Genomic DNA, 24,289 nt, shown 5'->3' on the forward strand with positions numbered 1-24,289 from the left:
AGTCTTTTTTGTACATTTGCATCAGCCATTAATTAATATAATCAGGTACTTTGCAAGAAATACAAGGGTAAATAGCCATTGTAGGTGGTTGTCAACTTTGGAAAAACCCCCGATATTGGATTTTAATCCAATACCGGGGGTTTACGTCAACTTTAGCTTTTTAGTATTTTGTTGCTAAATTCATTTAAAATTTTGTGTCTGTCGTTGTTGATAATAATTAAGTAGTGTGGGGCTTAAAATATAATCAACAGTAGTTAATGCATGTTGATCTTTAGCACCAACCAATGCAAAAAGTTGCTGTAATTGATATTGCCAGTTTAAGATTTCTTGATGGAGCCCCGCTTGTTTTTCGGTTAAGAGGGTATGCAAGAAATGACCAGCAATCCCAACGGCTTTGGCCCCCATCACTTGTGCTTTTAAGATATCAAGTGGTGAATTAATGCCACCAGTTGCTAATACCTCAATTTTTTGCGAATTAGCAATTTGAGTTTCGATTAAGGACTCTAAGGTGGTTTGGCCCCAATCAGCTAAAAAAGCATAATCGATGGCATGATTACGGCGATCCTCAATGGTGGCAAAATTAGTGCCGCCGCGACCACCAACGTTGATGTGTTTAACACCGATATTTTGGAGCTGCTGAATCGTTTTTTTGCTGATACCGAAGCCAACTTCTTTGACAATTACGGGAACAGACAGATGGTTAACAATGGCCTCAATGTTTTTAAGCCAGTGAAAGTCACGATCACCTTCAGGCATAACTATTTCCTGGGCTGAATTAATATGAATTTCCAGAGCATTTGCGTTAATTAAGTCAACAACTCGTTGAGCATTTTCAACGGAATGACTAGCGCCTAGGTTAGCCATAATAAAGCCATGTGGATTACTTTTACGAACGATTGTAAAGGATTTTTGGCTAGTGGGATCTTTTAAGACAATTGATTCAGAGCCCACGGCCATTGCTAAATTCGTTGCTTGCGCGATTTCAGCTAACTGCTGATTAATGGCGGTTGTTTTATTAGAACCACCAGTCATTGCTTCAATATAAAAGGGATGTTGCCACTCCGTATCTAAGACATGGGTTTTAAGGGAAACATCCGTAATTGCTAATTCTGGTAAACCGTGATGAACTAAGCGCATTGCTTGAAAAGCATCATTAGCTAGCCGTTGTCGATATTGGCTCTCAGCAATTGCTAGATGTTCATCCTTACGGTGAGCATGTGCTGACTCCATACTATTCCTCACTTTCTGCCAAAATGGCAATTGATTCGTGATAAGGTTTAACGGATAGAGGGATAATACCAGCGGCTTGCCAGCTAATTAAAATTTGATCAACGTTGGTATGTTCATCAACTAAAGCAATCCCACTATCACCAAAACCAGCGCCAGACGTTTTGGCGGCCCCACCCAGATTATTTGCAATTTCAATGAGGGTACGTAATAAGGGTGTTTCTATTTGAAGGTTTGCTGCTTGACTTAATGATAGTAAAAATTCGCGGTTTAAGGCAATTCCTCGTACAACATCATCGTAGTTGTTGGTTAATAAACCATTAATAATCATTGAAACGGCAGCATTAGAGGCAATTAAGAAATCTTGGTAGATGGCCGGATGTTTTTGGCGATCAATTTTTTTTAAAATATCTCCTGTTTTTGCAGGTGAACCAGTCCAACCAACAAGTAAACTAAGCGCGTTAGGTGCTGGAATCGATTGAATATTTAAATCAGGCCAACTCTGATCAACCAAAGTAGCATCAAGGAGATCAGCCGTTTGTGCAGATAACCAAGTCCGATTAGGTGAATTGTATGAAATCCAACCAGTATAAACACTAGCAGCCACATCGCCAAGTGAGCCGTTTTTTTGGATGGTAAAGTGAGCGAGACTAGCTAATTTATAAATCGTTTGAGTCGGTAGGTGGCGAAAATGAAAAGCTAAAATTGCTTTCACAACACTTACGCAAACCGCTGCGGAACTACCTAAACCATATTTAGTACCATCATCAGCATCAAGTTGACTATCAATCAATAGTTTAAAAGGTTGGAAGGGCCAATTATGTAGTCTAAAATAATTGTAAGTAACTTTTAAAGCGGCATTAATGAGCGTTAAGGACGGTGTTTCTTGCAGGATAATTTCATTATCACTTAAGGTCCAGGTAGTAATTTCAGTTGGTGCTTGTGTTGAGTGAATTTCACCAACTAGGTTGGCGGTAATGTCAGCGAACACAAAACGGTCAATAGCTACTAAAATAGCAGATTGACCATTTTCAACAACGGCATATTCACCGCTGATATATAATTTTCCAGGTACTTTGATTTGCATAAATAATTCCTTAATCTAAATAAATAAGACCATGACCAGGTTTAGCAATCTCCACTTGAACATGTGGAAAAGCTTGTTTGAGTATATCAATAATGGTGGCAGTATCTTTTGATTGAGCGATAATTTTAACATTAGGCCCCGCATCCATTGTTGCAAAGGCTAAAATTTGCTGTTTACGTAAATTCTGAACAAGATCTAAGATTTCAAGGGTACTACCATTAAAATACGTAAAACCCGGTTTGGCTGACAAATTAAGACTATGCATTTGCAAAGCATTATTTTCAGCCAAGGTACCAAGTGCTTTAAAGTCATTAGAAACAATTGCGGCCTTCATGGCCACTAAATCTTTGGCCGCTTCATTAACCCAGGTTTGATAGAAGGGTGAGGTTAAAAGAGCGTGTTGCATCCCCATCCGACTTGTAATCTTTTTTTCGTGCGCATCAACGACGACAGTAATCATCTGAATATCCATTGTAACATTTTCTTGAATTGGATGGGCGAAAGAATTTAAGTCGTTATCGCCGGCGTGCCATTCACTAAAACCGCCAAAAATCGAGCGTGCAGCCGAACCAGAACCACGACGGGCTAATCTTGATAGTGCTTGTTTAGTAAGTGTTAGGCCAGCTGCCTTACTACCAGCCCCAGCTAAAGCCGCAAAAGCACTCGCTGATGAAGCTAAGCCTGCGGCAGTTGGGACGTGGTTAATACTTTCAATTGTTGCAAAAGTATCAATTTGGGCTTGTTGGCGAATTAGCTTTAAAAAAGCAAAGGTTTTATCGGCAATCGGGCCAACCATTTGCTGGTGGTTTAGGTAAAAAGTATCTGCGGTGAGCTTATCATCAAAAGTAACTTTTGTATCAGTATAAAATCTATCTAAAGTTAATGATAAACTACTGGTGGTAGGAATGATAAGTTCTTGATTTTTTTTACCCCAATATTTAATTAAGGCAATATTAGTATGTGCGCGTGCAGAGCTAGTACTTTGCATGTTGATTACTCCATTCTATGTTAATTAGCTTCAAGTGGGCTAATCCAGTATTCCGTTGCCCCGGCTTTACTAAGGGCTTGGGCAATTGTGTTAGCATCATGTAAATTTCCAGCCAAAGCAATAATACTACCACCGATACCAGAGCCAGTTAACTTAGCACCGAGGGCATGATTTAAGAGGGCAGTTTTAACTAGTTTTTCTAAGTGTGGATGTGATACTCCAAGGGAGCGTAAATGATCATGTGCAGTGTTCATTAGGTGCCCAAGCATGTTTAAATCACCATGTTCTAGCGCTTGCTTAGCTTCAATGGCGGCTTGTCCAAGATCCGAAATATGGCGTCTAGTGCGTGAGGGCTCTTCAGCAAATAAACGTTTAACCGCGCTGACAGCTAACCCAGTTTGCCCCATAATACCAGTATCAGAGATCACTAAGAAGCCAGGCATATGAATTTTAAAAGGGGTAATTTCTTTGTTTTTAATGAAAAAGATTGGATCTTTTGAACTAGCAGTAGCCGTATCAATACCGCTAGGCGAACCGTGCGTTATTGATTCTTCAATCGCTGCTAATCTTTGTAAATTATTTGAGGTTAGCGACTTTTCGAATAAATTATAAAATGCTCTAATAATGGCAATTGATGTGGCCGCTGAAGAGCCCATGCCCCGTTCTTGGGGAATTTTACTATTAAAGGTTAAAGTGAAACCTAAATTGGGCGTTGCAAATTTGGCCAACAGACTAATGATTAATTGGCGAATACCTTCATAGTTGCCGGCGAGATCATTCATTGCCCCATGATAATAGCGACTATTGATGATTTGTTGGTGATCATTGCGTGTTTCGATTGTAACTTGCATATCAATGTTTGTGAGGGGGATAGCGATGGCTGGTTCACCATAAACGACCGAATGTTCCCCCATTAAAATTGCTTTAGCGTGACTGTGACCAATTCCTTGTGTAAGCATATCTCTCTTCTTTCATTTATTTTAAAGCCAAATAAAAATTAAGGTGTAAGTATTAAGCTAAAAAATTAATCCTAAATAATCATACCGCAATCAATAAAACTTGACTACTTATAGGCGACGTTTAACTGAAGTTTTAACTTTTTTTTGATAAAATAGACTATGAACCATTTTACGGTTAGAAGATTAAATGAAGATTTGTGAGGGTAAACTGTGTTTGCAAAAAATCAAAAATTTGCTGTTGTCGATATTGAAACAACAGGTACAAGTAGTAAAGATGGCGACCGAATCATGCAAATTGGAGCGGTCTTTATTCAAAATAATCAAATCATCCATACTTTTGCGACCAATATAAATCCCCAACATGCTATCCCCGATGCGGTCCAACGGTTAACTAAATTAACACCAAAGAAACTAAAAGATGCCCCCACTTTTGATGCAGTGGCGGCAACACTCAAAAACAAATTAACAGATTGTGTGTTTGTAGCCCATAACATTAACTTTGACTTGCCATTTTTAAATAGTGAATTTGAACGCGTCGGTCTAGCGCCAATTGATGTTTTAGGTGTCGATACGGTGCCATTAGCGCAAATTTTATTACCAACAGCACTCGGCTATCGTTTAGTGGATTTGACTAAGTTATTAAAAATCAAACATTTAGCACCTCACCGGGCTGACTCAGATGCGCGAGCCACTGCTGAGTTATTTTTGGCATTGATGCAAAAAGCGCAACAGTTACCGCAAATGACCTTAGATATGTTAGATAAAATTCCTTTGCAATTACCGCGTGAGACGCAACAAATTTTTGTAACTGCTTCGGCAATAGTTAAAGAACAGCGACCAACGTTACCGGGGAATTTACGCATTGTAAACGGACTCGCTTTACAACGGCTACCAGAAGATGCTAGTCGACGACTAAAAAATGCTAAATACCCAATAACACAAACGCAAAAAGAAAAATTATTTGGTTCGGTGTTGGCTTATCGTGGCGAACAAGCTAAATTAATGAATTTGATTTACAACAACTATACGCATGAAAAGGCGAAATCGTTGGTAATTGAAGCGCCGACTGGTTTGGGCAAAACGCTGGGCTATTTAATACCATTTAGTTACTTACGGCAAAAACAAGTTGTCGTTGCTGTCCCAACTAAGATTTTACAGCAACAGGTTCAACAAACGATTGATCAACAGTTAAATAAAATTATCCCAGGCACTGTCACAACCACGATCTTAAAGGGAAAACAGCATTATTTAGACTTAACCCGATTTAAGCAAAGCTTGCTAATAAAAGAACATAATTACGCTGTGCAATTTTTAAAGATGCGTATTTTAGTGTGGTTAACGATAACAACGACAGGTGACTTAGATGAATTGAAAATTGGTAATCAAGATACAGAATATCGCCAAGAAATTACGCAAGTAAGTAATAGTGACTTAAATCAGTTTGGCACTTATGATTTTCATTTACGGTTAACCGAAAAAGCTCAAAAAGCGAATATCTTAATTGTTAATCATGCATATTTATTAGCACATGCCGCTGAATTTACGAATAATCCGTATTTGATTGTTGATGAGGCCCAAAAACTAGCGCCCCAGGTTTTGAATTCATCAAGACATATTTTTAATTTTGAACAGTTATTCAAAACCATGCGCGTAGTAAAAAATATTCTAAAAAATCAAACGAATAGTGATTTAGCAACTGTTTTTGCTAATCAAGGTGAGTTATGGCAACTTACTAATAATCTACATCAATTACTAGCTAAATTTGAAGTGGACTTAACTAAATTACAAGGCTTATTATATCGTGAATTTGTTTTGAAAATGGGGGGGACTAAGCAACTTCAACGGCAAGCTGAGGTTTCGTTAAGTTCGCAAGACTTATCAATTTTCTTTACGAAAAATGTAACGACAATCACTAAGCTAAATACAAATGTCACTAAAATTGACCAATTAGAGGAGCAATTACAAAGTAAATTTACGCAACAAAGTAGCAATGATCGCTGGGTTATTTCGAATTATAATCGTATGCTTGAGTTTAAGCATAATTGGCAACAGTTTAAAGCAATCTTTTGTGAGTTGGTGAAAATTCAACAACAGGTCGGTGAGTTTTCTGATACGAGTTTATTTTGGCTAGGAATGCAAAATAAGCTTGGTCAATTAACGCTGAGTTGTTCGTTAATTAATACAGATGATTATTTTAGTAATCAACTTTATCCTTTTTTTCAACCGCCATTATTTATTGGAGCAACCTTATTTAGTTCTAGCCGCTCACAGTATTTATTTGACCAATTGAACTTAATTAAAAATAATGTCAAAGTAAAAAAATTCCCAACAACACTCCAATATGCTAAACAAGCCCAATTATTGATTGCTAGCGATGCTCCTCATCCCCAAAATGCTGGGCGGTTCCTCTATGTGGATTACTTAGCTCGGCAAATTGCCAATCTGGTTTTAACAACTAATAAAAAAACATTAGTGCTATTTAATTCCAATCAAGAATTAGAGCAAGTAACACATTTATTGCAAGGGGATGAACAATTAGATGAGTACGCAATATTAGCACATAATATTTCCGGGTCCGATGCGAAAATTTTGCGCAAATTTAAAGATGAACCAAAAGCAATTTTATTGGGAGCGGGTAGCTTTTGGGAAGGGATTGATTTACCATTAACCCAATTAGAATTGTTAATTATGACCAGACTACCATTTGAAGCCCCAGATTCGTTAGTTGTAAAGGCGCAAAATGATTGGTTAATTGCGCATCAACGTAATCCGTTTTTTAATTTAAGTTTACCAAAGGCCATTTTAAAATTAAGGCAAGGATTTGGGCGCTTAATTAGAAGTGCAGCTGACCAAGGCGTCGCCGTAATTTTAGATACACGCATCCTTGATAAACAATATGGGAAAACAATGCTAAAAGCGTTGCCCGTCGATTTGCCAGTGAAAGCCGTTGTGAGTCACGATTTAGCAACGAGTGCCCAAAATTTTTTTGAAAAAAACAAAGTGATAGATCATCAGGAGGAAAATGATGGCAACCCAACAACTATTATTAATTGATGGTAACAGTTTAGCTTTTAGAGCCTTTTACGCGATGCACAGCCAATTAGAGCGAATGAAAAACCAAGCGGGGCTACATACTAATGCTTTAGTAGCGTTCAATAATTTTCTAGATTCGCTAATTGATCCAATGCAACCAGACCTTGCACTTGTAGCTTGGGATGCTGGGAAGACGACTTTTAGAACAGAAAAATATGACAATTATAAAGAAAGTCGTCAAAGTACGCCACCCGAATTAAGTGAACAATTTCCATATTTACGCCAAATGGTCGAACTTCACGGAATAAAGTCATATGAGCTAGTTGATTATGAAGCCGATGATATTATCGGGACCATTGCTAAGTTGGCCACGACAACAAGTGAAGATATTAAAGTCACAATTATTACGGGTGATAAAGATTATGTCCAATTAGTTAGTGATCGAGTAACGGTACTCGTTACTAAAAAGGGCGTGACGGAGTTAGAAACGTATACACCAACCAGTGTTATTGAAAAATATGATGGTCTCGCAGCAACGCAAATTGTTGATATGAAGGCATTGACTGGTGATACTGCTGATAATTACCCTGGTGTAACGAAAATTGGACCAGTAACGGCTATTAAATTATTAAATGAATGGCAGACCCTTGAAAATCTGTATGAACATATTGATGAGTTAAAAAAATCAAAAATGAAAGAGAACCTAATCAACGATCGGGAGCAAGCATTTATGTCGCAAGACTTAGCGCGGATTAGAGCTAATGCCCCAGTCGATATTACGTTAGCTGATTTGACTTATCAAGGTCCTAATTATGCAAAAATTGTCCCTTTTTATCAGGAGCTAAATTTCAAACAACAATTAGCTAAATTAAAGGCCCAGGGCCATATGGACGCAATCAACTCTAATAGTGAACAGCAAGCGGTAACTTTTACGGAATTAACGGTTGATAATTTAAATGAAGTTAGCAAATTAACGAATGACATTGCCTTATACATTGAAGCCCCTAGTGCTAATTATCATCTAAGTGAAATGGTCGGATTTGTTTTAGGTAATGCCAAGCAAGGTTATTTTGTCAGTCGTAATATTGAATTATTACTAACGGAGCAAATACAAACGTTACTAGCTAAAGCAGCCAATCAGTTAAATGTTTTTAACGTTAAAGCCTTATATGTTTTATTGCAGCGATTAGGGCTTACGTTACCTCGTGTTAAGTTTGACTTATTATTAGCATCATATTTATTGAACACAAATGAAAATAGTAATGACTTGGGTTTATTAGCCCAACAGCATGAATATTATGATGTTAGTAGTGATGAGACGGTTTATGGACGTGGCGCTAAATTTAAAATACCAACTGATGATCACGTGTTTTTTAACCACTTGGTGCAAAAAGCTCACGCCTTAAATCAATTGGCGCACCCTTTATGTGCTAAATTGGTTGAACAAGAACAAATGGCCCTTTATCAATCAATTGAATTACCATTGGCCTATGTATTAGCTAAGATGGAAATCGCGGGAATTTGCATTGATACCGATGTTTTAAGTGCCCAGGGGAGTAAGCTGAAAGAACGACTTAGTGAGTATGAACAAGCGATTTATCAGCAAGCCGGTCAAGAATTTAATATCCAGTCACCTAAACAATTAGGCGTTATTTTGTTTGAAAAACTAGGGTTACCCGTAATTAAAAAAACCAAAACTGGCTATTCAACAGCAGTAGATGTTTTAGAACAATTAGCGGGGCAAGCACCAATTGTCGAAAATGTGCTACAGTATCGACAAGTAGCCAAACTACAGCAAACGTACGTTGATGGTTTATTGAAAGTCGTACATAGTACGGATAGCAAAGTGCATACTCGCTTCCAGCAAACTTTGACACAAACCGGGCGGTTATCATCAGTCGATCCTAACTTACAAAATATTCCTATTCGCTTGGCTGAAGGACGACAAATTCGCCAAGCATTTGTGCCTAGTCATCCCGATTGGATCATCTTTGGGGCAGATTATTCCCAAATTGAATTGCGGGTCTTAGCACATATTACCGGTGATCAACATTTACAAGCAGCCTTTTTAGCTAATGAAGATATTCATGCGGCCACGGCCAAACGCATCTTTAGTTTAAGGAGTGATCAAGTGGTGGATGCCAATATGCGCCGTAAAGCAAAAGCGGTTAATTTTGGAATTGTTTATGGTATTTCGGACTACGGTTTAAGTCAAAGTATTGGGGTTTCTAGAAAAGAAGCTCAACAGATGATTGAAACCTACTTTATGGAATATCCAGGGGTTAAAGCATGGATTCAAAATATTGTGGAGGAAGCCAAAAAGGCTGGCTTTGTCGAAACACTTGCCAAACGGCGCCGGTATTTACCAGAAATTAATGCTAAAAACTTTAATTTGCGAAGCTTTGCTGAAAGAACAGCAATGAACACGCCAATTCAAGGGTCTGCTGCCGATATCATCAAAATTGCTATGATTAATATGCAAAATGAACTAACGAAGCGTGGCCTACAGGCCAAAATGTTATTACAAGTACATGATGAACTGATTTTTGAAGCGCCTAAGAGTGAATTAGCAATTTTAACAGAGTTAGTACCTAAAATCATGGACTCAGCTGTGCAGTTAGATGTACCGTTAAAAGTAGAAAGCCATGCTGGAGCCACTTGGTTTGATGCAAAGTAAGGAGAAAAAGGATGCCAGAATTACCTGAAGTTGAGACAGTGCACCGGGGTTTACTCCGTTTAGTGAAAAATATGACCATTGAAAGTGTTGAAACAATATGGCCCAAAACGTTAATAGCTGATTCGCCCGCATTGCGAGCTAAATTAGCTGGTAAAAAAATTGAAACAATTGAACGACGCGGTAAATTTTTATTATTTCGCTTAAGTGATAATCTAACCTTAGTTAGTCATTTACGAATGGAAGGTAAATATTATACTGTGCCAGCAACAACACCCCTAGAAAAACATGTGTGTGTCGTCTTTCATTTGAACCACGCAACTGATTTATGGTATATAGATACGCGAAAATTTGGTCGAATGCAAGTCATTGAGACTGGCTTAGAAAATGAATTAGTGCCCGGAATTAAAAAAATGGGGCCGGAACCAACTACAACGACATTAACATTTGAATATATGCAAAAAATAATGAGCAAAAGTCATAAAATAATTAAACCGTTTTTATTAGATCAAGCCAATATTGCGGGCTTAGGTAATATTTATACAGATGAAGTGTTGTGGCAAACTAAAATTCATCCAGAACAACCAGTTAACACGCTTAGTGATTTAGAAATTAAGCAATTACGAGAAAATATTATTAATGAACTAGCAATCGCAACTGAACAACATGGAACAACGGTACATTCATACACGAATGCGTTTGGTGAGGCCGGCTCTTTTCAAGATCAATTAGATGTTTATGGCCGTAAAGGGCAGCCATGTAAACGATGCCAAACACCGTTATTAAAAATGAAAGTTGCCCAACGTGGGACAACCTATTGTCCGGTGTGCCAAGTGTTACATTAGGAGATTAGCATGAAGATTTTAGGTTTAACAGGTGGGATTGCGACAGGAAAATCAACTGTCAGTAATTATTTAAAGACTAAAAAAATTCCCGTTGTGGACGCAGATGTGCTAGTGCATGAGCTAATCACTAATAATCAGGAACTATTAGCACAGCTTAGCGCAACCTTTGGAACGGCCGTTTTTAACGAGCAGGGTGTTTTAGAGCGGAAGAGATTAGGTGAAATTGTATTTGCAGATCCTAAATGTTTGGTTAAACTGAATAAAATCATGGCCCCGTATATTGCGCAGACTATTAAGACTAATTTGGCACATTGGCGTCAACAAAATGTACCACTTGTCGTGCTAGATGCGCCAACTTTATTCGAAGCAGGTTACGCTAAAACGGTTGATTGGGTGGTGGTGGTGGCAATTTCAAAGTCACTACAAATCCAACGACTCATGCAACGTAATCACTTAGCCAAACCGGCGGCCCTAGCCCGGATTGCTACGCAAATGCCATTAACACAAAAAATAAAATTGGCTGACTTTGTAATAGATAATAGTGGCGATATAGCCGCAACCTATCGCCAAATTGATGAAATTTTAGCTACCTTAAAAGTTTGACATAGCAAATTGATGAAATGTATGCTATGATATTTTAATATATTTAGAATATCAGATGGAGGAATTGCGTCATGGCAAAACGCGGTATGCTCATCGTGCTCTCTGGGCCATCAGGTGTTGGTAAAGGAACAGTACGAAAAGCAATTTTTGAACAAGGTGGGAACGACTTTGTCTATTCAGTATCAATGACAACACGGCAACCGCGTGAAGGAGAGGTTAATGGAGTGGATTACCATTTTGTAACCAGAGCAGAATTTGAAACTGAGATTGCTAACGATGGGATGCTTGAGTATGCCCAATATGTTGATAATTATTATGGGACACCATTAAAATATATCAACCAAACTTTGGATGAAGGCCATGATGTCTTCTTAGAGATTGAAGTTCAAGGGGCAATGCAAGTTCGGGAAAAAATGCCTACAGGGGTTTATATCTTTTTAACTCCGCCGGACTTAAAAGAACTTAAAAGTCGCTTGGTTGGTCGCGGGACCGACTCATTAGATGTAATCGATAAACGAATTGAAACGGCAATCACTGAAATCAAAATGATGGAAAATTACGATTATGCCGTTGTAAATGATGAAGTTAATTTGGCAGTTGATCGTATCAAAGATATTATTCGGGCCGAACGATTACGGGTTATCCGAGTAATGCCAGAATACACAGAAATGATTGGAGAACTAGGGAAATGATTTTATATCCATCAGTTGATAAGTTATTAGAAAATGTTGATTCACGTTATAAACTAATCTCATTGGCTTCAAAACGAGCGCATGAGTTAGAAGCAGGCGCAACACCTACTTTAGAAGAATTTACGTCCGTTAAAACGATTGGTCAAGCATTAGAAGAAATTGAAGCGGGTGACGTGGTTATTGAACCAGGGACAGACGCAATTGCCGAAGCTGCTAAAAAAACTAAAAACTAGTTTAATAATGAGTTGAGCCGTAATTAAGGTCATTATCTTTAAATGCAAATAAAAGTGCTTTATGGCATAACATCCCACCTAGGGACGCCAAATAGTAATACGCAAAGGCATGTTAATTAGTAAATTAGCATGCTTTTTTGTTACGTGGCATTATTAAATTACTAATGAGGTGCTCTTATTAAGATAAAAAAGATATTTTGGATTAAATCGGTAAAAAAATGACCTGAAAGGTTATTTTAATTAAAATTTGCGGTATGATTAATATATGAATTAATTGAGATAAAATATTCAATTAATCAATGAAGTTATTAAAAAAATGGGGCGTGATGTTTAATGACAACTAATGAATATTTAGCAACGCAAGGACCAATTGTCCATCCAATATTACTTGAAAAATTGGATGACAAACTAAACTATTTAACAGCAGTTAAAACAGCCATTCAAGAGCACGATGATCGCTTACTGTATAGTTTGCTTGATCAAAAACGTTATCAAGAAGTTGTCGAAAATCGAATTGATAACCCTGATGATAATCAATTATCTGCAATGGTAATCAATTTAAGAGCTGAATTAAGTCATTTTTTAGCCCAAGAATTAATTACCTATTTGGCGAAGGCTTTTCCGTTCTTTTATTATAAAGAAATTGTTAATGGGGAGTACGAAATCTACTTTGGTAATTGGTGGGATCGACGGCGGTTTGGGACGTTAAATGTGCTTGAATTAGCTTTTGAATTTGATGATGTTGAGTATAGTAAATTAGAAAAATCAGTCGAATTGTCAAAAAATGGTATCCGCTTTAACAGTGATAATATTGCGATTTTAACTGATGAAAATGAAAAGTTACAAAAATTAATTGATACACAAGCCCAACGTGAATCAGCTAAAGAACAGCTCCGAGTTGAGTTAGATGAAACCAATAATATGCGGACGGGTTTATTTAACGGTACAAAAGCGCGCGAGCAACGTGAAGAGCTTGTTGAACAGTTGGCACAGCTTCAAGCTGATGACGAAAAAGCAGGGCAAGCACATCAAAAAATTCAAGTTAATAATGATAAAATTTTAGCATTATCAAAAGAAGATACGATTTTGATGTATGAACAAAAGAGTATTGAACAGCAGTTTCAAACGTTTACGGTATTTGAACAGCAAGCGCAAGCATTGTATCAAAGTTATATAACATTTTTAATAAATAATACTGGGGAGGAAGCATAATATGACAGTTTCAGACTTACCAGTAGGTGTTTTACCAAGTAAAAGTTTAATTGGTTATAATGATGAACTCAAAGCTGGCCTTGCAAATGGCTATCAGTTTACGGAATTAGTTGATCAATTACTATTAACTAATGATGCTAATCAATTATTAACGGCAGTGCTTCAATTAATTAATTTTGATTTGAATACCAAGCAAGTTCAGTTTCCTAACCAATATCAAAAAAACGATTGGTATCTTTTGTTTATGACTCGGTTACTAGAATTACACCAAAATAGTAATTTTAGTTTAGCTAGCGCCACTGATCATCAAGAATTAGGTTTGTTTTTAGCTGGGAGTGGGGTGCGGGCCCGTTTTCAATTTGAATTAGACACATCATATAACGGTGGGGCTTTCTTTACGGAAATTGAAACTAAACGGCGCTTGTTTTATCTTAACCTTGCAAAAAAAGAATTATTTTTTAATAGCCATGATTTAGTAGAGTTATTTGGGACCGAGTTGAGAGCAATTATTAGTGCTGATGCACGAATGACAGCGATTCATGTGATGATGGATTTTGCGGCAGCATTAAGTAGTGATTTTGCGTTCACAGTTGATTATAATATCTTAACAGTTGCAAATACCTATCAGTTTGAATTTAAAGAGGCTAATTTGGCGCCAGAACTATTAGATAAACTATTTGTGTTATCGGCTAAAGATGAAATTATCATGCAAAATGCGACTGATGGGTATGGAGCTAAATTAGCTTTACCAGGCAATATCATCGTTAACTTGCTTCAAAATATTGGTAATGATAATCAGCCATTTTGGTATTTAACGGTAATTGATGCGAATGAGCGCCAATCATGGTTTGATGTGTTGATGAATTATGATTTCATCTATCAATGGTATCAAACCGATTTAGCTAGCTTAGAAATTCAAGCAAATCAACGTGTGTTTGGTGCTAAGCCTAATCACGTAGAGGCAAATCGCGTCCAGGTTGAAGTTTTACAGCCACATTATAGTGAGGAAGGTTAGGGTTATGCTTGACACTGCTAAATTATTGCGCCTTTCTCGGGAAGCAAAACAGACAATATCTCTTAACCGCAATTTTCGGCAAAAACCAGCTGATTGGCGTAAAACGGTGTATGTTAATTTAGATGTACAATTAGGATTATTGGCTGATCAACTAGGTTGGTTTAAGGGGTGGCAAAATATGCCGGCAATGGCTATTAATGCAACAACTATTAACAACTATGTCCAAACCTTGAATTTGTTTTTATGGATTGCGCAAGTTGAGCAATGGACGCATTTAGTTGTTTTAGAAGAGAGCGAATTAACAAAGTTGGCCAAGATGCCTAAACGAGACTTAAATGCTCATTATTTAGGAATTAAAAGTATGTTGTGGAATTGTTATTTACAGGGTGATCAAGCTAGTTTTAAACATGCTTGGCATTCGATTATTAAATTTGGCTTAGTTGAATTAGCTTTAAAGCAAGATTTTCTACAACAAGCTTTTGAAGAACAAATTAACGCGCTCGTAACCGATTAGGGTACGTTTAGATGCAATTACATGAGCTAGTAAAAAGTTTTCCAAACTTAAAATTGAAATGAACACCCACCGGTTAAGAGGGACGGGGGTAAATCACTAAGGTTAATCGACAAGCAACTAACTCGGCATACGAGTTAGTTGCTTTTTAGTGTTTTAATCAAAGAGGTCCAAGCTACCATGTTAACTACAAGGCAATAGATTACCTATAGCGTGTTATAGGTAATCTATGGTATGCTAGAGAGCGAAATTAACTACATGATTATATATTTAAAATGCAAAATTGGGAGGTCAAATTAAATGACACGTAAAATTACAGTACTAGGGAGTTTAAATGCAGATACAATTTTACATATTTCACGTTTACCTAAGCAAGGGGAAACGATGGCTATGAACAATGCTAGTACTGCCCCAGGTGGTAAGGGTGCTAATCAAGCTGTAGCGGCTGCCCGCATGGGTGCCCAAACTAAATTTGTTGGGGCCGTTGGTCAAGATCAAAATGGTGAAATGATGTTAGCTGCGTTACAAGCCAATGTAGTGGATAGTAATCATGTGCAGAAATTAGCAAATATTGGGACCGGTTCAGCGTACATTTTGCTTGAAGAAGATGGTAATAATACTATTTTGATTCATGGAGGAGCTAATCAGGCCCTAACTGTTAGTGATGCTCAGAATGCTAGTGAAGCAATTGCAGCTGCCGACGTGTTAGTTGCGCAATTTGAAACACCTTTAGAAGTTACGTTAAAGGCTTTTGAGATTGCTAAGCAAAATGGTGTTTTTACGATTTTAAATCCCGCACCAGCTAAACAAGGGATTCCAACCGAATTATTAGAATTAACCGATTTAATTATTCCAAATGAAACGGAAGCAGAAATTATTACGGGGATAGCAGTAAGTGATGATGCTTCAATGGAAGAAAATGCCCGTAAATTCCGTGAACTAGGGGTGCAAAACTTAATTATTACCGTGGGGGCACGTGGAGCATATTATAGTACGATTAATGGTGCCGGTTTTGTCCCAGCGTTTAAAGTAGATGCAGTCGATACGACAGCTGCAGGTGATACCTTTATTGGCACATTGGCATCACAATTAGAATTAGATTTAAGCAATGTCATTGAAGCCATTCGTTTTTCAAATCGGGCATCTTCAATCACCGTGCAAGGGCCCGGGGCATTACCTTCAATTCCTAATTTAGAACAGGTTAAACAAGCTTTGGCTAGTAAAGAAAGCTAAGCGTTAAGCAAAAACAAATAAAATAGTAAAAAAGCATGGTTATTTTTTAGGAATTACCATGCTTTTTAGTTATTATTGTAAATAAGTAGTTACTAAATCGTCATAGGTTTTGATCATCGTAATAACTTGATCAGTTTCAACATATTCATCAACCATATGGGCTTTTTCCCAAGGCCCCGGTCCCATAACAATTGTTTCAAACTGATGAAGGCCTTTAACAAATTCAGAAGCATCAGTGGCACCATGAATAACTCCTAGGGTTGGTTCTTGCTTGAAGTTATTTTGGTACGCAAGTTTGGCAGCTGCAACGAGTGAACCGTTGGGATCACTTTCTACGGGCCAAAAGCTATTATCGATGGTTAAGGTGAGCTGAGCATTGGTTTGTTGATTTAAATTGGCAAGTAAAGTTTGTAATTTGAGGGTAACGGCATCATTATAAAAATTAGGAATGGGGCGTATGTTACCACGTAAGAACCCTTCACCAGGGATTGAATTAACCTGATGGCCACTAGCAATCACCGTAATTGAGTGTACAACTGGTCCTAGGGTCGAATGAACCGGTGCTTGATCGAAGAGTGTTTTTTCTTCATTATAAAAAGCAACTAAACCATCAATAGCATTGATACCGGCTGCTGGCATTGATGAATGGACTTGTTTACCTTCAGCGGTCACTGTATAATTTAATGAGCCATTATGGGCATAAATAATATGAGCATCAGTCGGTTCAGCGACGATTAGTGCTGTTAGATCATCAGCGTAATGTAGTTGAGTGAGTTGGTGAGCGCCTTGCGCACCATTTTCTTCACCAACGGTTAACATTAGGCGCACACGGCCATTTAATGTATCCGCTGATTTGGCTAAATTAATAAACGCAAATACAAGGGCAGCGATTCCTGATTTCATGTCAGCAGCGCCACGCCCATACAAGCGATTATCAACAATAGTTGCTTTGTAAGGAAGGTATTGCCATTTTGCTGGATCACCAGGTAAAACGGTATCTAAATGACCAGTTAGCCCGACAACGGTTTCTCCTTGGCCAATCTCAGCAATTAAGCTACTACGATTTTTGGAGTAACTAACAAGTTTACTCGAAATATTATGATGTGTTAGCTGATCAGCGATTAATTGCGCTAATTCATTTTCATTATCATTGGCAGTATTAATATCAATAAGGTTACTAAGAAATTTAATCGCTGGGTGCATATTGAGCCCTCTTTCATTAAAAAAATTTAATTAGTTTTAATCATACGCCAATTTATTGCGCTTGTATATCAAGTTTTTTAAAATATAACATAAATTAATTGTTAGCGAAATAAGCTGTAGAAGCTGTTTAACGCTAAAATGGGCTAATTAATGAATATTTATAAAATAGTATTGGATATCTTTATATCAATAAAAATTAGGAGCAGAAGTTAAAATGGATTTACCAAAAGATTTTGTTAGTAAGTATCAAAAGTTATTAGGAACACAAGCGGCTGCTTTTTTTGCGGCGTTTGATGAACCAATCAAAAAAGGCTATCGGATTAATCCTCTTAAAATAAATCAGCAATTAGCGGATACTGACCGCACAGCCTCAATTGATTATGTACCATTTGGGTACTATGGCAAAGTAAAGGGGCATTCGATTGATCACACAACGGGGCTAGTTTATTCCCAAGAGCCTAGTGCCATGTTAGTGGGTGAAGTTGCTCGACCTAAGCCAGGAGAAAAAGTCCTTGATTTATCAGCAGCCCCAGGTGGCAAGACAACGCATTTAGCCAGTTATTTAGGCAATTCAGGCTTATTAGTATCAAATGAAATCTTTAAAAAGCGAGCAGTGATTCTTGCGGAAAATGTCGAACGGTTTGGTCTAAGAAATGTAGTCGTAACCAATGAAAGTCCCCAGAAATTGGCACCACTCTTTCCTAATTTCTTTGATCGCATTGTGGTTGATGCACCATGTTCAGGGGAGGGAATGTTTCGAAAGGATCCTGATGCCATGCAGTATTGGCATCAAGATTATCCAAAAGAGTGCGCGCGGTTACAACGGGAAATTTTAGCTGCAGCAGTTAAAATGTTAGCGCCAGAAGCGGAATTAATTTACTCGACATGTACTTTTGCGCCCGAAGAAAATGAACAAATTATCGCGTGGCTGCTAAAAACTTATCCGGCATTAGAATTACTACCAATTGATAAACCAGCTAATGTTGATGATGGCCAACCAGCGTGGGCGGACAATAATCCTGAATTAAGTAAAACAGCGCGCCTATTCCCCCATCATTTTGCGGGTGAAGGCCATTTTATTGCTAAGTTAAAATGGCACAAACCAGTTATGCAAACTACGCCTAAGTTAGTGACAAGCAATTTGACATGTGAGCAACAAAAACTGTGGCAAATATTTGCCACTGACAATATATTAACCGATTTACCAGGTGTTTTGGTCACATTCGGGGATCAGTTATATTGTGTACCTAAAATGATGATTGATTTGAAAAGATTAACTATTATGCGTGCTGGGGTACACATGGGCACCTTTAAAAAGAATCGGTTTGAGCCAAGTTTTGCTTTAGGATTAGCGTTAACGCCCTTAGAGACTAAAAAACAAATTGAAATTACTGAAGAACAGTGGCGGCAGTATGTGCATGGTGAAACACTGACCCTAACATCAGCGCCTGTGACAGGTAATGGTTGGTACCAAGTTGTTGTTAATGGTAATGGTTTTGGTTTTGCGAAGGTGGTTGGCCAAACGCTTAAAAATTTTTATCCAAAGGGCCTACGCTTTTTGGTTAAATAAAAGAATAATCATAAAAAAACATGATCCTGAAGTTGTGAGCAAGGACCATGTTTTTGACTTTTAGGATTTATTATTTCCCCTTTGTATTTTTATGAACGGCGTGGGTTAAAAGACCTCCGTAAAATTTACGGGCGTTCTTATCAACTTTACTAGTTACAATTTGTTTTTGGGTAGGCGTTGGGTGTGCAGTTTGTTTGTGTTGCTGACGTAATTGGGCGCGAACAGTTTTCTTTTTAGCTTGCATAATTTCAAAATTTGCTTGATTAGTATCTGCTAAAATTAAAATTTCTTGTGCATGTGCTTGGAAAAAATCAAAGGCTTCTTTATTACTAGTTTGAACATAAAAACGGGCAATTCTAGTAGCTGCTGTTTGTGCTAATTGGCTATTTGACAACGGAGTATCATTAGAAATAGCAATTGTTTCAGCCTGATTATTATCATTAACTAGGATGTAATAATAAGTATTGTTTTGCGTAAAAAAATCAGCATGCCAACTGATAATATTAGTAGTATTAGCTGGGATGGCAGCATCTTTTGGGGTTTTTAGATGATTTGTTAAAAGCTTAGTTCCATAAATGACAAACATGTTCATACCTGTACTTTTCTAAAATTATTGCAGATAGCATATTTATTTGCAGATTATCGAGTGGTTGCTTGTACTAATTATAAAAAATAAAGTAAAATAGTACTAATGACGGAAAAACCTAGCTGAGGATAAACAAATTAAGTATGGCTATCAAAGCATATTATAGCTTGAATTTTAGATTAGATAAAGTTTGGGATAAACTTTATGATTTATATTTGAAACACTTAAAGTTCAATGTTAAACTTCTTATAATAAGATATTGGGAGGATCAGTGATGAGTGGTGGACAGATTGCGGGTTTAATAGCAGCATTAGCTTTTGTAGCGTTAGTAGTGGTGATTAGTATTTTCTTAGTTAGATTAACGAAAAGCTTAGGGATTATTACTAATGATATTGATCAAATTTCACATGAAGTAGAAGAAGTGTTAGCCAATGCTAATGTGTTATTAGCCGATGTCGATGAGAAAGTAAAAACAGTTGATCCAGCTTTTCAAGCAGTTGCTGATTTAGGCCTTTCGGTATCCGAATTAAATGGTGCTGCCAAGAATTTAACAAATCATGTTGGGAAAACCACGCGAAATGTTAGGGGCTTTAGTCGGTTAGGGTTGGTAACGATGCTTGGTAAACCAGCTTGGAATTCGTTTAAGCGGCATCGTGCGAATAAAAAAAATAAAACTAAATAAATTAAGATAACCTTGGAGGTAAAAAAGATGGCAAAAGCAATGAGTTTTCTAGCAGGAATAGCTGTAAGTGGTGTGGCTGCAATGGCGGCCTATAAAGCATTATCACCGGAAAAAAAGGCAGCTTTAAAAAAGCAATTGGCAGAAAAACAAGCAAGTTTACGTGATTTAGCAGTGGATTATGCCTTCTTTGCAGCTGACGCAGTTGAAGATCGCCATGGTGAATTAAAGGAAAATAACCAACATTATGCTGATTTAACTGATAAGGCCCAAACGGTGGCAAATAAAGCCCAGGCTTTTGCAAGCAAGGCTCAAACTAAAGTTGAGGATGTCAAAGAAAAGTTAAGTAAAAAAACAAGTGAAGTGACGGAACAGACTAACCAAGTAGGCAGCACTGAAGTAAACGATATTGCCTTAGATATTAGTGAAACTGCACTTCAGAAGCAGGATTCAAAAGACCAAGTTGTTGATGAAGCACCAGCGGCAACTAATGAATTTTGGGATAAGTTAGAAACTTTAAACCATAATCAAGATGATTCAGAAAAAACAGACAAATAAATAGCGGTGTTATGTACCTAAAGCTAGGTGCATGCTAAGCAGATAGCATATGAAGAAGGACTGAATTTCGCTAATTCAGCCCTTTTTTCGTAGTGAGGCTAAGCAAAGTGTCTATATAGAGGAGCAACAGTATCAACTAGTAGTGAATAGCACAGCACCGATGTTTAAATCGTGTGGTCATAAGTATTATAGATTACGTATATAATAGATGAGCGATTAATTCATTCGTAATAATAAGTGTTGAAACCAACGCGATCATATGTAATTATATAAATGTAAAAATTAAAAAAATAATTGTCGTTTTAATCTGCAATTAATCTTTTAACAGCGAATATTAGTTAGTCTGGCTTTTTATGAAAAATAATTATTAAATAATAGCGAAAATCAGAATTTCACTTAGATTGGAAACTGATTAAATTTTTCTTAGGTAATTTTACCAAACGATGCTTTTTAGGTATAATTGGCTAATGGCGTAGTTTCTAAGGAGTTAATATCAATGAAAGTAGCATTTCAAACGGATATAGGGTTAAGACGGCAATCTAATCAAGATTACGTAGGGACTTTTAAAAATAAAAAGGGATACACATTTGCGATGGTTGCAGATGGAGTTGGTGGCCAAGCAGCGGGGGATGTCGCATCAACAATGGCGGTTTTACATCTTGGTAATCAATGGGAACTAGATGACATTAGTACTCCAAAAAGAGCGAAGGAGTGGTTACTTGGGCAAGTGAAGAATGAAAATGCAGCGATTTTAGCAGCTTCACAACGCTTTAGGGACTTGCAAGGCATGGCCACAACGTTAGTAGCAACCATGATCTTTGATGATCAGCTACTAATGGCTAACATTGGTGACTCGCGGGGCTATGTTCTACATAAACAAGAATTAACACAAATAACGACAGATCATTCTTTAGTTAATGAATTAGTTAAAAATGGTAAAATTAAACCGGAAGATGCACAACTACATCCGGATAAAAATATTATTACTCGTTGGTTGGGGGTTAACGACGAAGCACTATTGGACACATATACATACATGATAAAACCGGGGGACATCATTATGTTATCAACGGATGGACTAACAAATTTTGTTACAGATTCAGAAATAAAAGATATCTTATCGGCAGAACTAACGTTAGATAAGAAAGTAAAAAACTTAGTAAAAAAAGCAAATAAAGCAGGTGGCCGTGATAATATTACGGTTCTTTTATTAGAACGTGAACTCGAGGTAAAGAACTATGATGCCTAATCAAATTATTGGTGGTCGGTATCAAATAAAGCGACCATTAGGTGAAGGTGGCATGGCTAATGTTTATTTAGCCCATGATCTAATTTTAGATCGGGATGTATCGCTAAAAATTTTACGCATTGATATGGCTAGTGATGTGCGCACATCACAGCGTTTTTATCGGGAAGCGGTGGCTGCTACTGAATTAGTGCATCCAAATATTGTTTCTTTATATGATTATGGTGAAGATCAGGGCATGCAATACCTTGTCATGGAATATATTGATGGTATGGATTTAAAGAGTTACATTAAAGAGACTTTCCCAATTCCATACGAAAAAGTAATAAAGATTATGGAACAAATTCTCTCAGCGGTTGCTACGGCACATCAGGCAGGGATTATTCATCGGGATTTAAAGCCACAAAATATTTTAATTGATAAGCATGAAGTTGCTAAAATTTCAGATTTTGGAATAGCATTAACTAATGATGCCGTATCAATGACACAAACTAATACTATTTTAGGCTCAGTTCATTATTTATCACCTGAACAAACGCGTGGAGGGATGGCAACCGATCGTTCTGATGTGTATTCGTTAGGTATTATTTTGTTTGAAATGCTGGTGGGGCATGTCCCTTTTGAAGGGGATAATGCTGTCGCAATTGCGTTGCAACATTCACAATCAGAAATTCCAGATTTAAAAGAATTAGATTCAAAAATTCCACAACCAATGGAAAACGTTGTATTACGAGCAACCGCTAAAGATCCAACATTAAGATATACTTCAGTGGCTGAAATGGCGACTGACCTTAGTAGTGTCTTAGCACCACAACGAGCAAGTGAACCACGCTTTATACCAGGGCGAATTGATGATGAAGCCACGAAAATTATTCCATTAGCTGACTTACAGTCAGAGTATGATGAAGATTTTGTAGATAATGCGAATGACCCGGTTGAAGAGGTTATGCAAAAACCAATCAAGAAAAAGCATCGCAAGCTGTGGTTGATGTTGGGTAGTCTAATGATGGCATTATTAGTTGGCGTAGGTATATTTGCATTTGAAAATAAGACCGTTGAGGTACCAAATTTAGTAAATAAAAGTCAAGCTAATGCGGTTAAGCTAATTCAAGATAATGACTTAAAGGTAGGCACAATTACTAAAACATCCTCCCAAAAAATAAATAGTGGCAATGTTATTTCGGCAACTCCAGGCTACAATAAGCAGGTTAAAAAAGGGACAACGGTTGATTTAGTAATTTCTAGTGGCCGTAAACTAATTCGGCTTGGTGACTATACTGGTGAAGAATATACTGAAGTAGCCACAACGCTCAAAACAAAGGGTTTTACTACCAAAGCGAAACGTGTTACCTCAAATGAAATTCCGGTTGGCGAAATTATTAGTCAAAATATCAATGCGGAGACTAAAGTAGATCCCACAACGACGACGGTGACGTTTAATGTGAGTGCGGGGCCAAATAAAATAACGGTACCAGATTTTACAAATGCAAGTCCTGCAAAATTTTATAATTGGGCAAATAACAATAATATTAAAATTTTGCAGCCTAATAGTACTTATTCAACTAAAGTCGCTAAAGGTAAAATTGTTGAACAAAGTGTTGTGAGTGGGCAAACGGTCGAGGAAGGTGATACTATGCGGGTAACTTTATCTAAAGGACCTAAAAAGATAACGATTCCGAACTTTATTGGTGCAACGCGGGCGAAGGTTAAAGCCTGGGCAAGTAGTAATTCCATCAATTTAAAAATTGAAAATGACAACAGTGATGATAATAATGAGGTTGTTAAACAAAGCCCTAGCAAAAATACGCAAATCAGTCTAGGTAGTACTTTAACGATTACATTAGCGGATACAACTACAAGTTCAAGTAGTGCTACGAATTCTCAAAAGCAAGAGAGTAGTGAAGACTCTAAAAATGCTTCCAGTACCGATAGTAGTCAAAGTAGTTCAAGTGGCTCAAGTGGCTCAAGTAGTCAAGCAACTAGTACTAGTGATGATGATGATTGATTAAAAAATGTTTTAGGTTATATGTGAGAAGGCCAATGCTAGTTTTAGCGGCCTTTTTTTTATAAAAAGTTTAGTTTATTTATCATAGGTATGCTTAATTATAGTAGGTATGGTAAAATTTAAGATTGAG

At 37.3% G+C, this 24,289-nt stretch carries 21 protein-coding genes; 15 read left to right on the forward strand and 6 right to left on the reverse strand.

The window, feature by feature from the left end; translation table 11 throughout:
• Window positions 1–180: 180 nt before the first annotated feature.
• The 4 genes from fni to mvk are packed head-to-tail and all read right to left on the reverse strand — an operon-like array spanning window position 181 to window position 4,261.
• On the reverse strand, window positions 181–1,230 hold the full coding sequence (gene fni, locus JOC59_RS04055; protein WP_205143520.1) for a type 2 isopentenyl-diphosphate Delta-isomerase: 1,050 nt from the start codon (window positions 1,228–1,230) through the stop codon (window positions 181–183).
• A gap of 1 nt (window position 1,231) precedes the next feature.
• Window positions 1,232–2,314, reverse strand: a complete 1,083-nt coding sequence (locus JOC59_RS04060; protein ID WP_205143521.1) for a phosphomevalonate kinase — start codon at window positions 2,312–2,314, stop codon at window positions 1,232–1,234.
• Window positions 2,315–2,324: 10 nt separating this feature from the next.
• Window positions 2,325–3,302 carry a diphosphomevalonate decarboxylase gene (gene mvaD, locus JOC59_RS04065; protein ID WP_205143522.1) on the reverse strand — a complete coding sequence of 326 codons (978 nt, stop codon included), beginning with the start codon at window positions 3,300–3,302 and terminating at the stop codon, window positions 2,325–2,327.
• Window positions 3,303–3,322: 20 nt separating this feature from the next.
• The gene (gene mvk / locus JOC59_RS04070; RefSeq protein WP_205143523.1) at window positions 3,323–4,261 is read right to left on the reverse strand and encodes a mevalonate kinase; all 939 of its coding nucleotides are present in this window, start codon (window positions 4,259–4,261) and stop codon (window positions 3,323–3,325) included.
• Between the two features lie 210 nt (window positions 4,262–4,471).
• Here mvk and JOC59_RS04075 point away from each other — a divergent pair, with 210 nt between their 5' ends.
• The 10 genes from JOC59_RS04075 to rbsK all read left to right on the forward strand — a co-directional run bounded on the left by JOC59_RS04075 (window position 4,472) and on the right by rbsK (window position 16,312).
• Window positions 4,472–7,315 carry a helicase C-terminal domain-containing protein gene (locus JOC59_RS04075; protein ID WP_205143524.1) on the forward strand — a complete coding sequence of 948 codons (2,844 nt, stop codon included), beginning with the start codon at window positions 4,472–4,474 and terminating at the stop codon, window positions 7,313–7,315.
• A complete protein-coding gene (polA, locus tag JOC59_RS04080; protein WP_205143525.1) occupies window positions 7,287–9,971 on the forward strand; it encodes a DNA polymerase I in 2,685 nt (894 codons plus the stop codon). The genes JOC59_RS04075 and polA overlap by 29 nt, the downstream gene beginning before the upstream one ends.
• Window positions 9,972–9,982: 11 nt before the next feature.
• Window positions 9,983–10,813, forward strand: coding sequence for a bifunctional DNA-formamidopyrimidine glycosylase/DNA-(apurinic or apyrimidinic site) lyase (gene mutM / locus JOC59_RS04085; RefSeq protein WP_205143526.1), 831 nt, complete (start codon window positions 9,983–9,985; stop codon window positions 10,811–10,813).
• A gap of 9 nt (window positions 10,814–10,822) precedes the next feature.
• The gene (gene coaE, locus JOC59_RS04090) at window positions 10,823–11,416 is read left to right on the forward strand and encodes a dephospho-CoA kinase (RefSeq protein ID WP_205143527.1); all 594 of its coding nucleotides are present in this window, start codon (window positions 10,823–10,825) and stop codon (window positions 11,414–11,416) included.
• A gap of 71 nt (window positions 11,417–11,487) precedes the next feature.
• On the forward strand, window positions 11,488–12,108 hold the full coding sequence (gmk, locus tag JOC59_RS04095) for a guanylate kinase (RefSeq protein WP_205143528.1): 621 nt from the start codon (window positions 11,488–11,490) through the stop codon (window positions 12,106–12,108).
• The gene (gene rpoZ / locus JOC59_RS04100; RefSeq protein ID WP_205143529.1) at window positions 12,105–12,341 is read left to right on the forward strand and encodes a DNA-directed RNA polymerase subunit omega; all 237 of its coding nucleotides are present in this window, start codon (window positions 12,105–12,107) and stop codon (window positions 12,339–12,341) included. Before gmk ends, rpoZ begins: the two co-directional genes overlap by 4 nt.
• A 333-nt stretch (window positions 12,342–12,674) precedes the next feature.
• Window positions 12,675–13,553, forward strand: a complete 879-nt coding sequence (locus JOC59_RS04105) for a coiled-coil domain-containing protein (protein ID WP_205143530.1) — start codon at window positions 12,675–12,677, stop codon at window positions 13,551–13,553.
• 1 nt (window position 13,554) lies between these two features.
• Entirely contained in the window at window positions 13,555–14,568 is a 1,014-nt protein-coding gene (locus JOC59_RS04110) for a hypothetical protein (RefSeq protein ID WP_205143531.1), read from the forward strand.
• 4 nt (window positions 14,569–14,572) lie between these two features.
• Entirely contained in the window at window positions 14,573–15,082 is a 510-nt protein-coding gene (locus tag JOC59_RS04115) for a hypothetical protein (protein WP_205143532.1), read from the forward strand.
• A 297-nt stretch (window positions 15,083–15,379) separates the two neighbouring features.
• Window positions 15,380–16,312 (forward strand): ribokinase, encoded by a 933-nt coding sequence (gene rbsK / locus JOC59_RS04120; protein WP_205143533.1) that lies wholly within the window; start codon window positions 15,380–15,382, stop codon window positions 16,310–16,312.
• Window positions 16,313–16,384: 72 nt separating this feature from the next.
• Here rbsK and JOC59_RS04125 read toward each other — a convergent pair whose 3' ends face one another.
• Entirely contained in the window at window positions 16,385–17,515 is a 1,131-nt protein-coding gene (locus JOC59_RS04125) for an ArgE/DapE family deacylase (protein ID WP_205143534.1), read from the reverse strand.
• Between the two features lie 214 nt (window positions 17,516–17,729).
• On the opposite strand from JOC59_RS04125, the gene JOC59_RS04130 reads away from it, so the two are divergent.
• Window positions 17,730–19,085: an RsmF rRNA methyltransferase first C-terminal domain-containing protein gene (locus tag JOC59_RS04130; protein WP_205143535.1), complete on the forward strand. Its 1,356-nt coding sequence runs from the start codon at window positions 17,730–17,732 to the stop codon at window positions 19,083–19,085.
• Window positions 19,086–19,155: 70 nt separating this feature from the next.
• Here the strand turns inward: JOC59_RS04130 and JOC59_RS04135 are convergent, their stop codons facing one another.
• Window positions 19,156–19,671, reverse strand: coding sequence for a hypothetical protein (locus tag JOC59_RS04135; protein WP_205143536.1), 516 nt, complete (start codon window positions 19,669–19,671; stop codon window positions 19,156–19,158).
• A gap of 274 nt (window positions 19,672–19,945) precedes the next feature.
• On the opposite strand from JOC59_RS04135, the gene JOC59_RS04140 reads away from it, so the two are divergent.
• The 4 genes from JOC59_RS04140 (at window position 19,946) to pknB (ending at window position 24,159) form a co-directional block, all read left to right on the forward strand.
• Complete coding sequence (locus JOC59_RS04140) at window positions 19,946–20,353, forward strand: DUF948 domain-containing protein (RefSeq protein ID WP_205143537.1); 408 nt, start codon at window positions 19,946–19,948, stop codon at window positions 20,351–20,353.
• Between the two features lie 27 nt (window positions 20,354–20,380).
• Window positions 20,381–20,908, forward strand: a complete 528-nt coding sequence (locus JOC59_RS04145; RefSeq protein ID WP_205143538.1) for a YtxH domain-containing protein — start codon at window positions 20,381–20,383, stop codon at window positions 20,906–20,908.
• Window positions 20,909–21,404: 496 nt separating this feature from the next.
• Window positions 21,405–22,157 carry a Stp1/IreP family PP2C-type Ser/Thr phosphatase gene (locus tag JOC59_RS04150; protein ID WP_205143539.1) on the forward strand — a complete coding sequence of 251 codons (753 nt, stop codon included), beginning with the start codon at window positions 21,405–21,407 and terminating at the stop codon, window positions 22,155–22,157.
• Window positions 22,147–24,159: a Stk1 family PASTA domain-containing Ser/Thr kinase gene (pknB, locus tag JOC59_RS04155; protein ID WP_205143540.1), complete on the forward strand. Its 2,013-nt coding sequence runs from the start codon at window positions 22,147–22,149 to the stop codon at window positions 24,157–24,159. The genes JOC59_RS04150 and pknB overlap by 11 nt, the downstream gene beginning before the upstream one ends.
• The last annotated feature ends 130 nt before the right edge of the window (window positions 24,160–24,289 follow it).

The sequence above is a fragment of the Periweissella beninensis genome, from assembly GCF_016908275.1.
Taxonomy (GTDB): domain Bacteria; phylum Bacillota; class Bacilli; order Lactobacillales; family Lactobacillaceae; genus Periweissella; species Periweissella beninensis.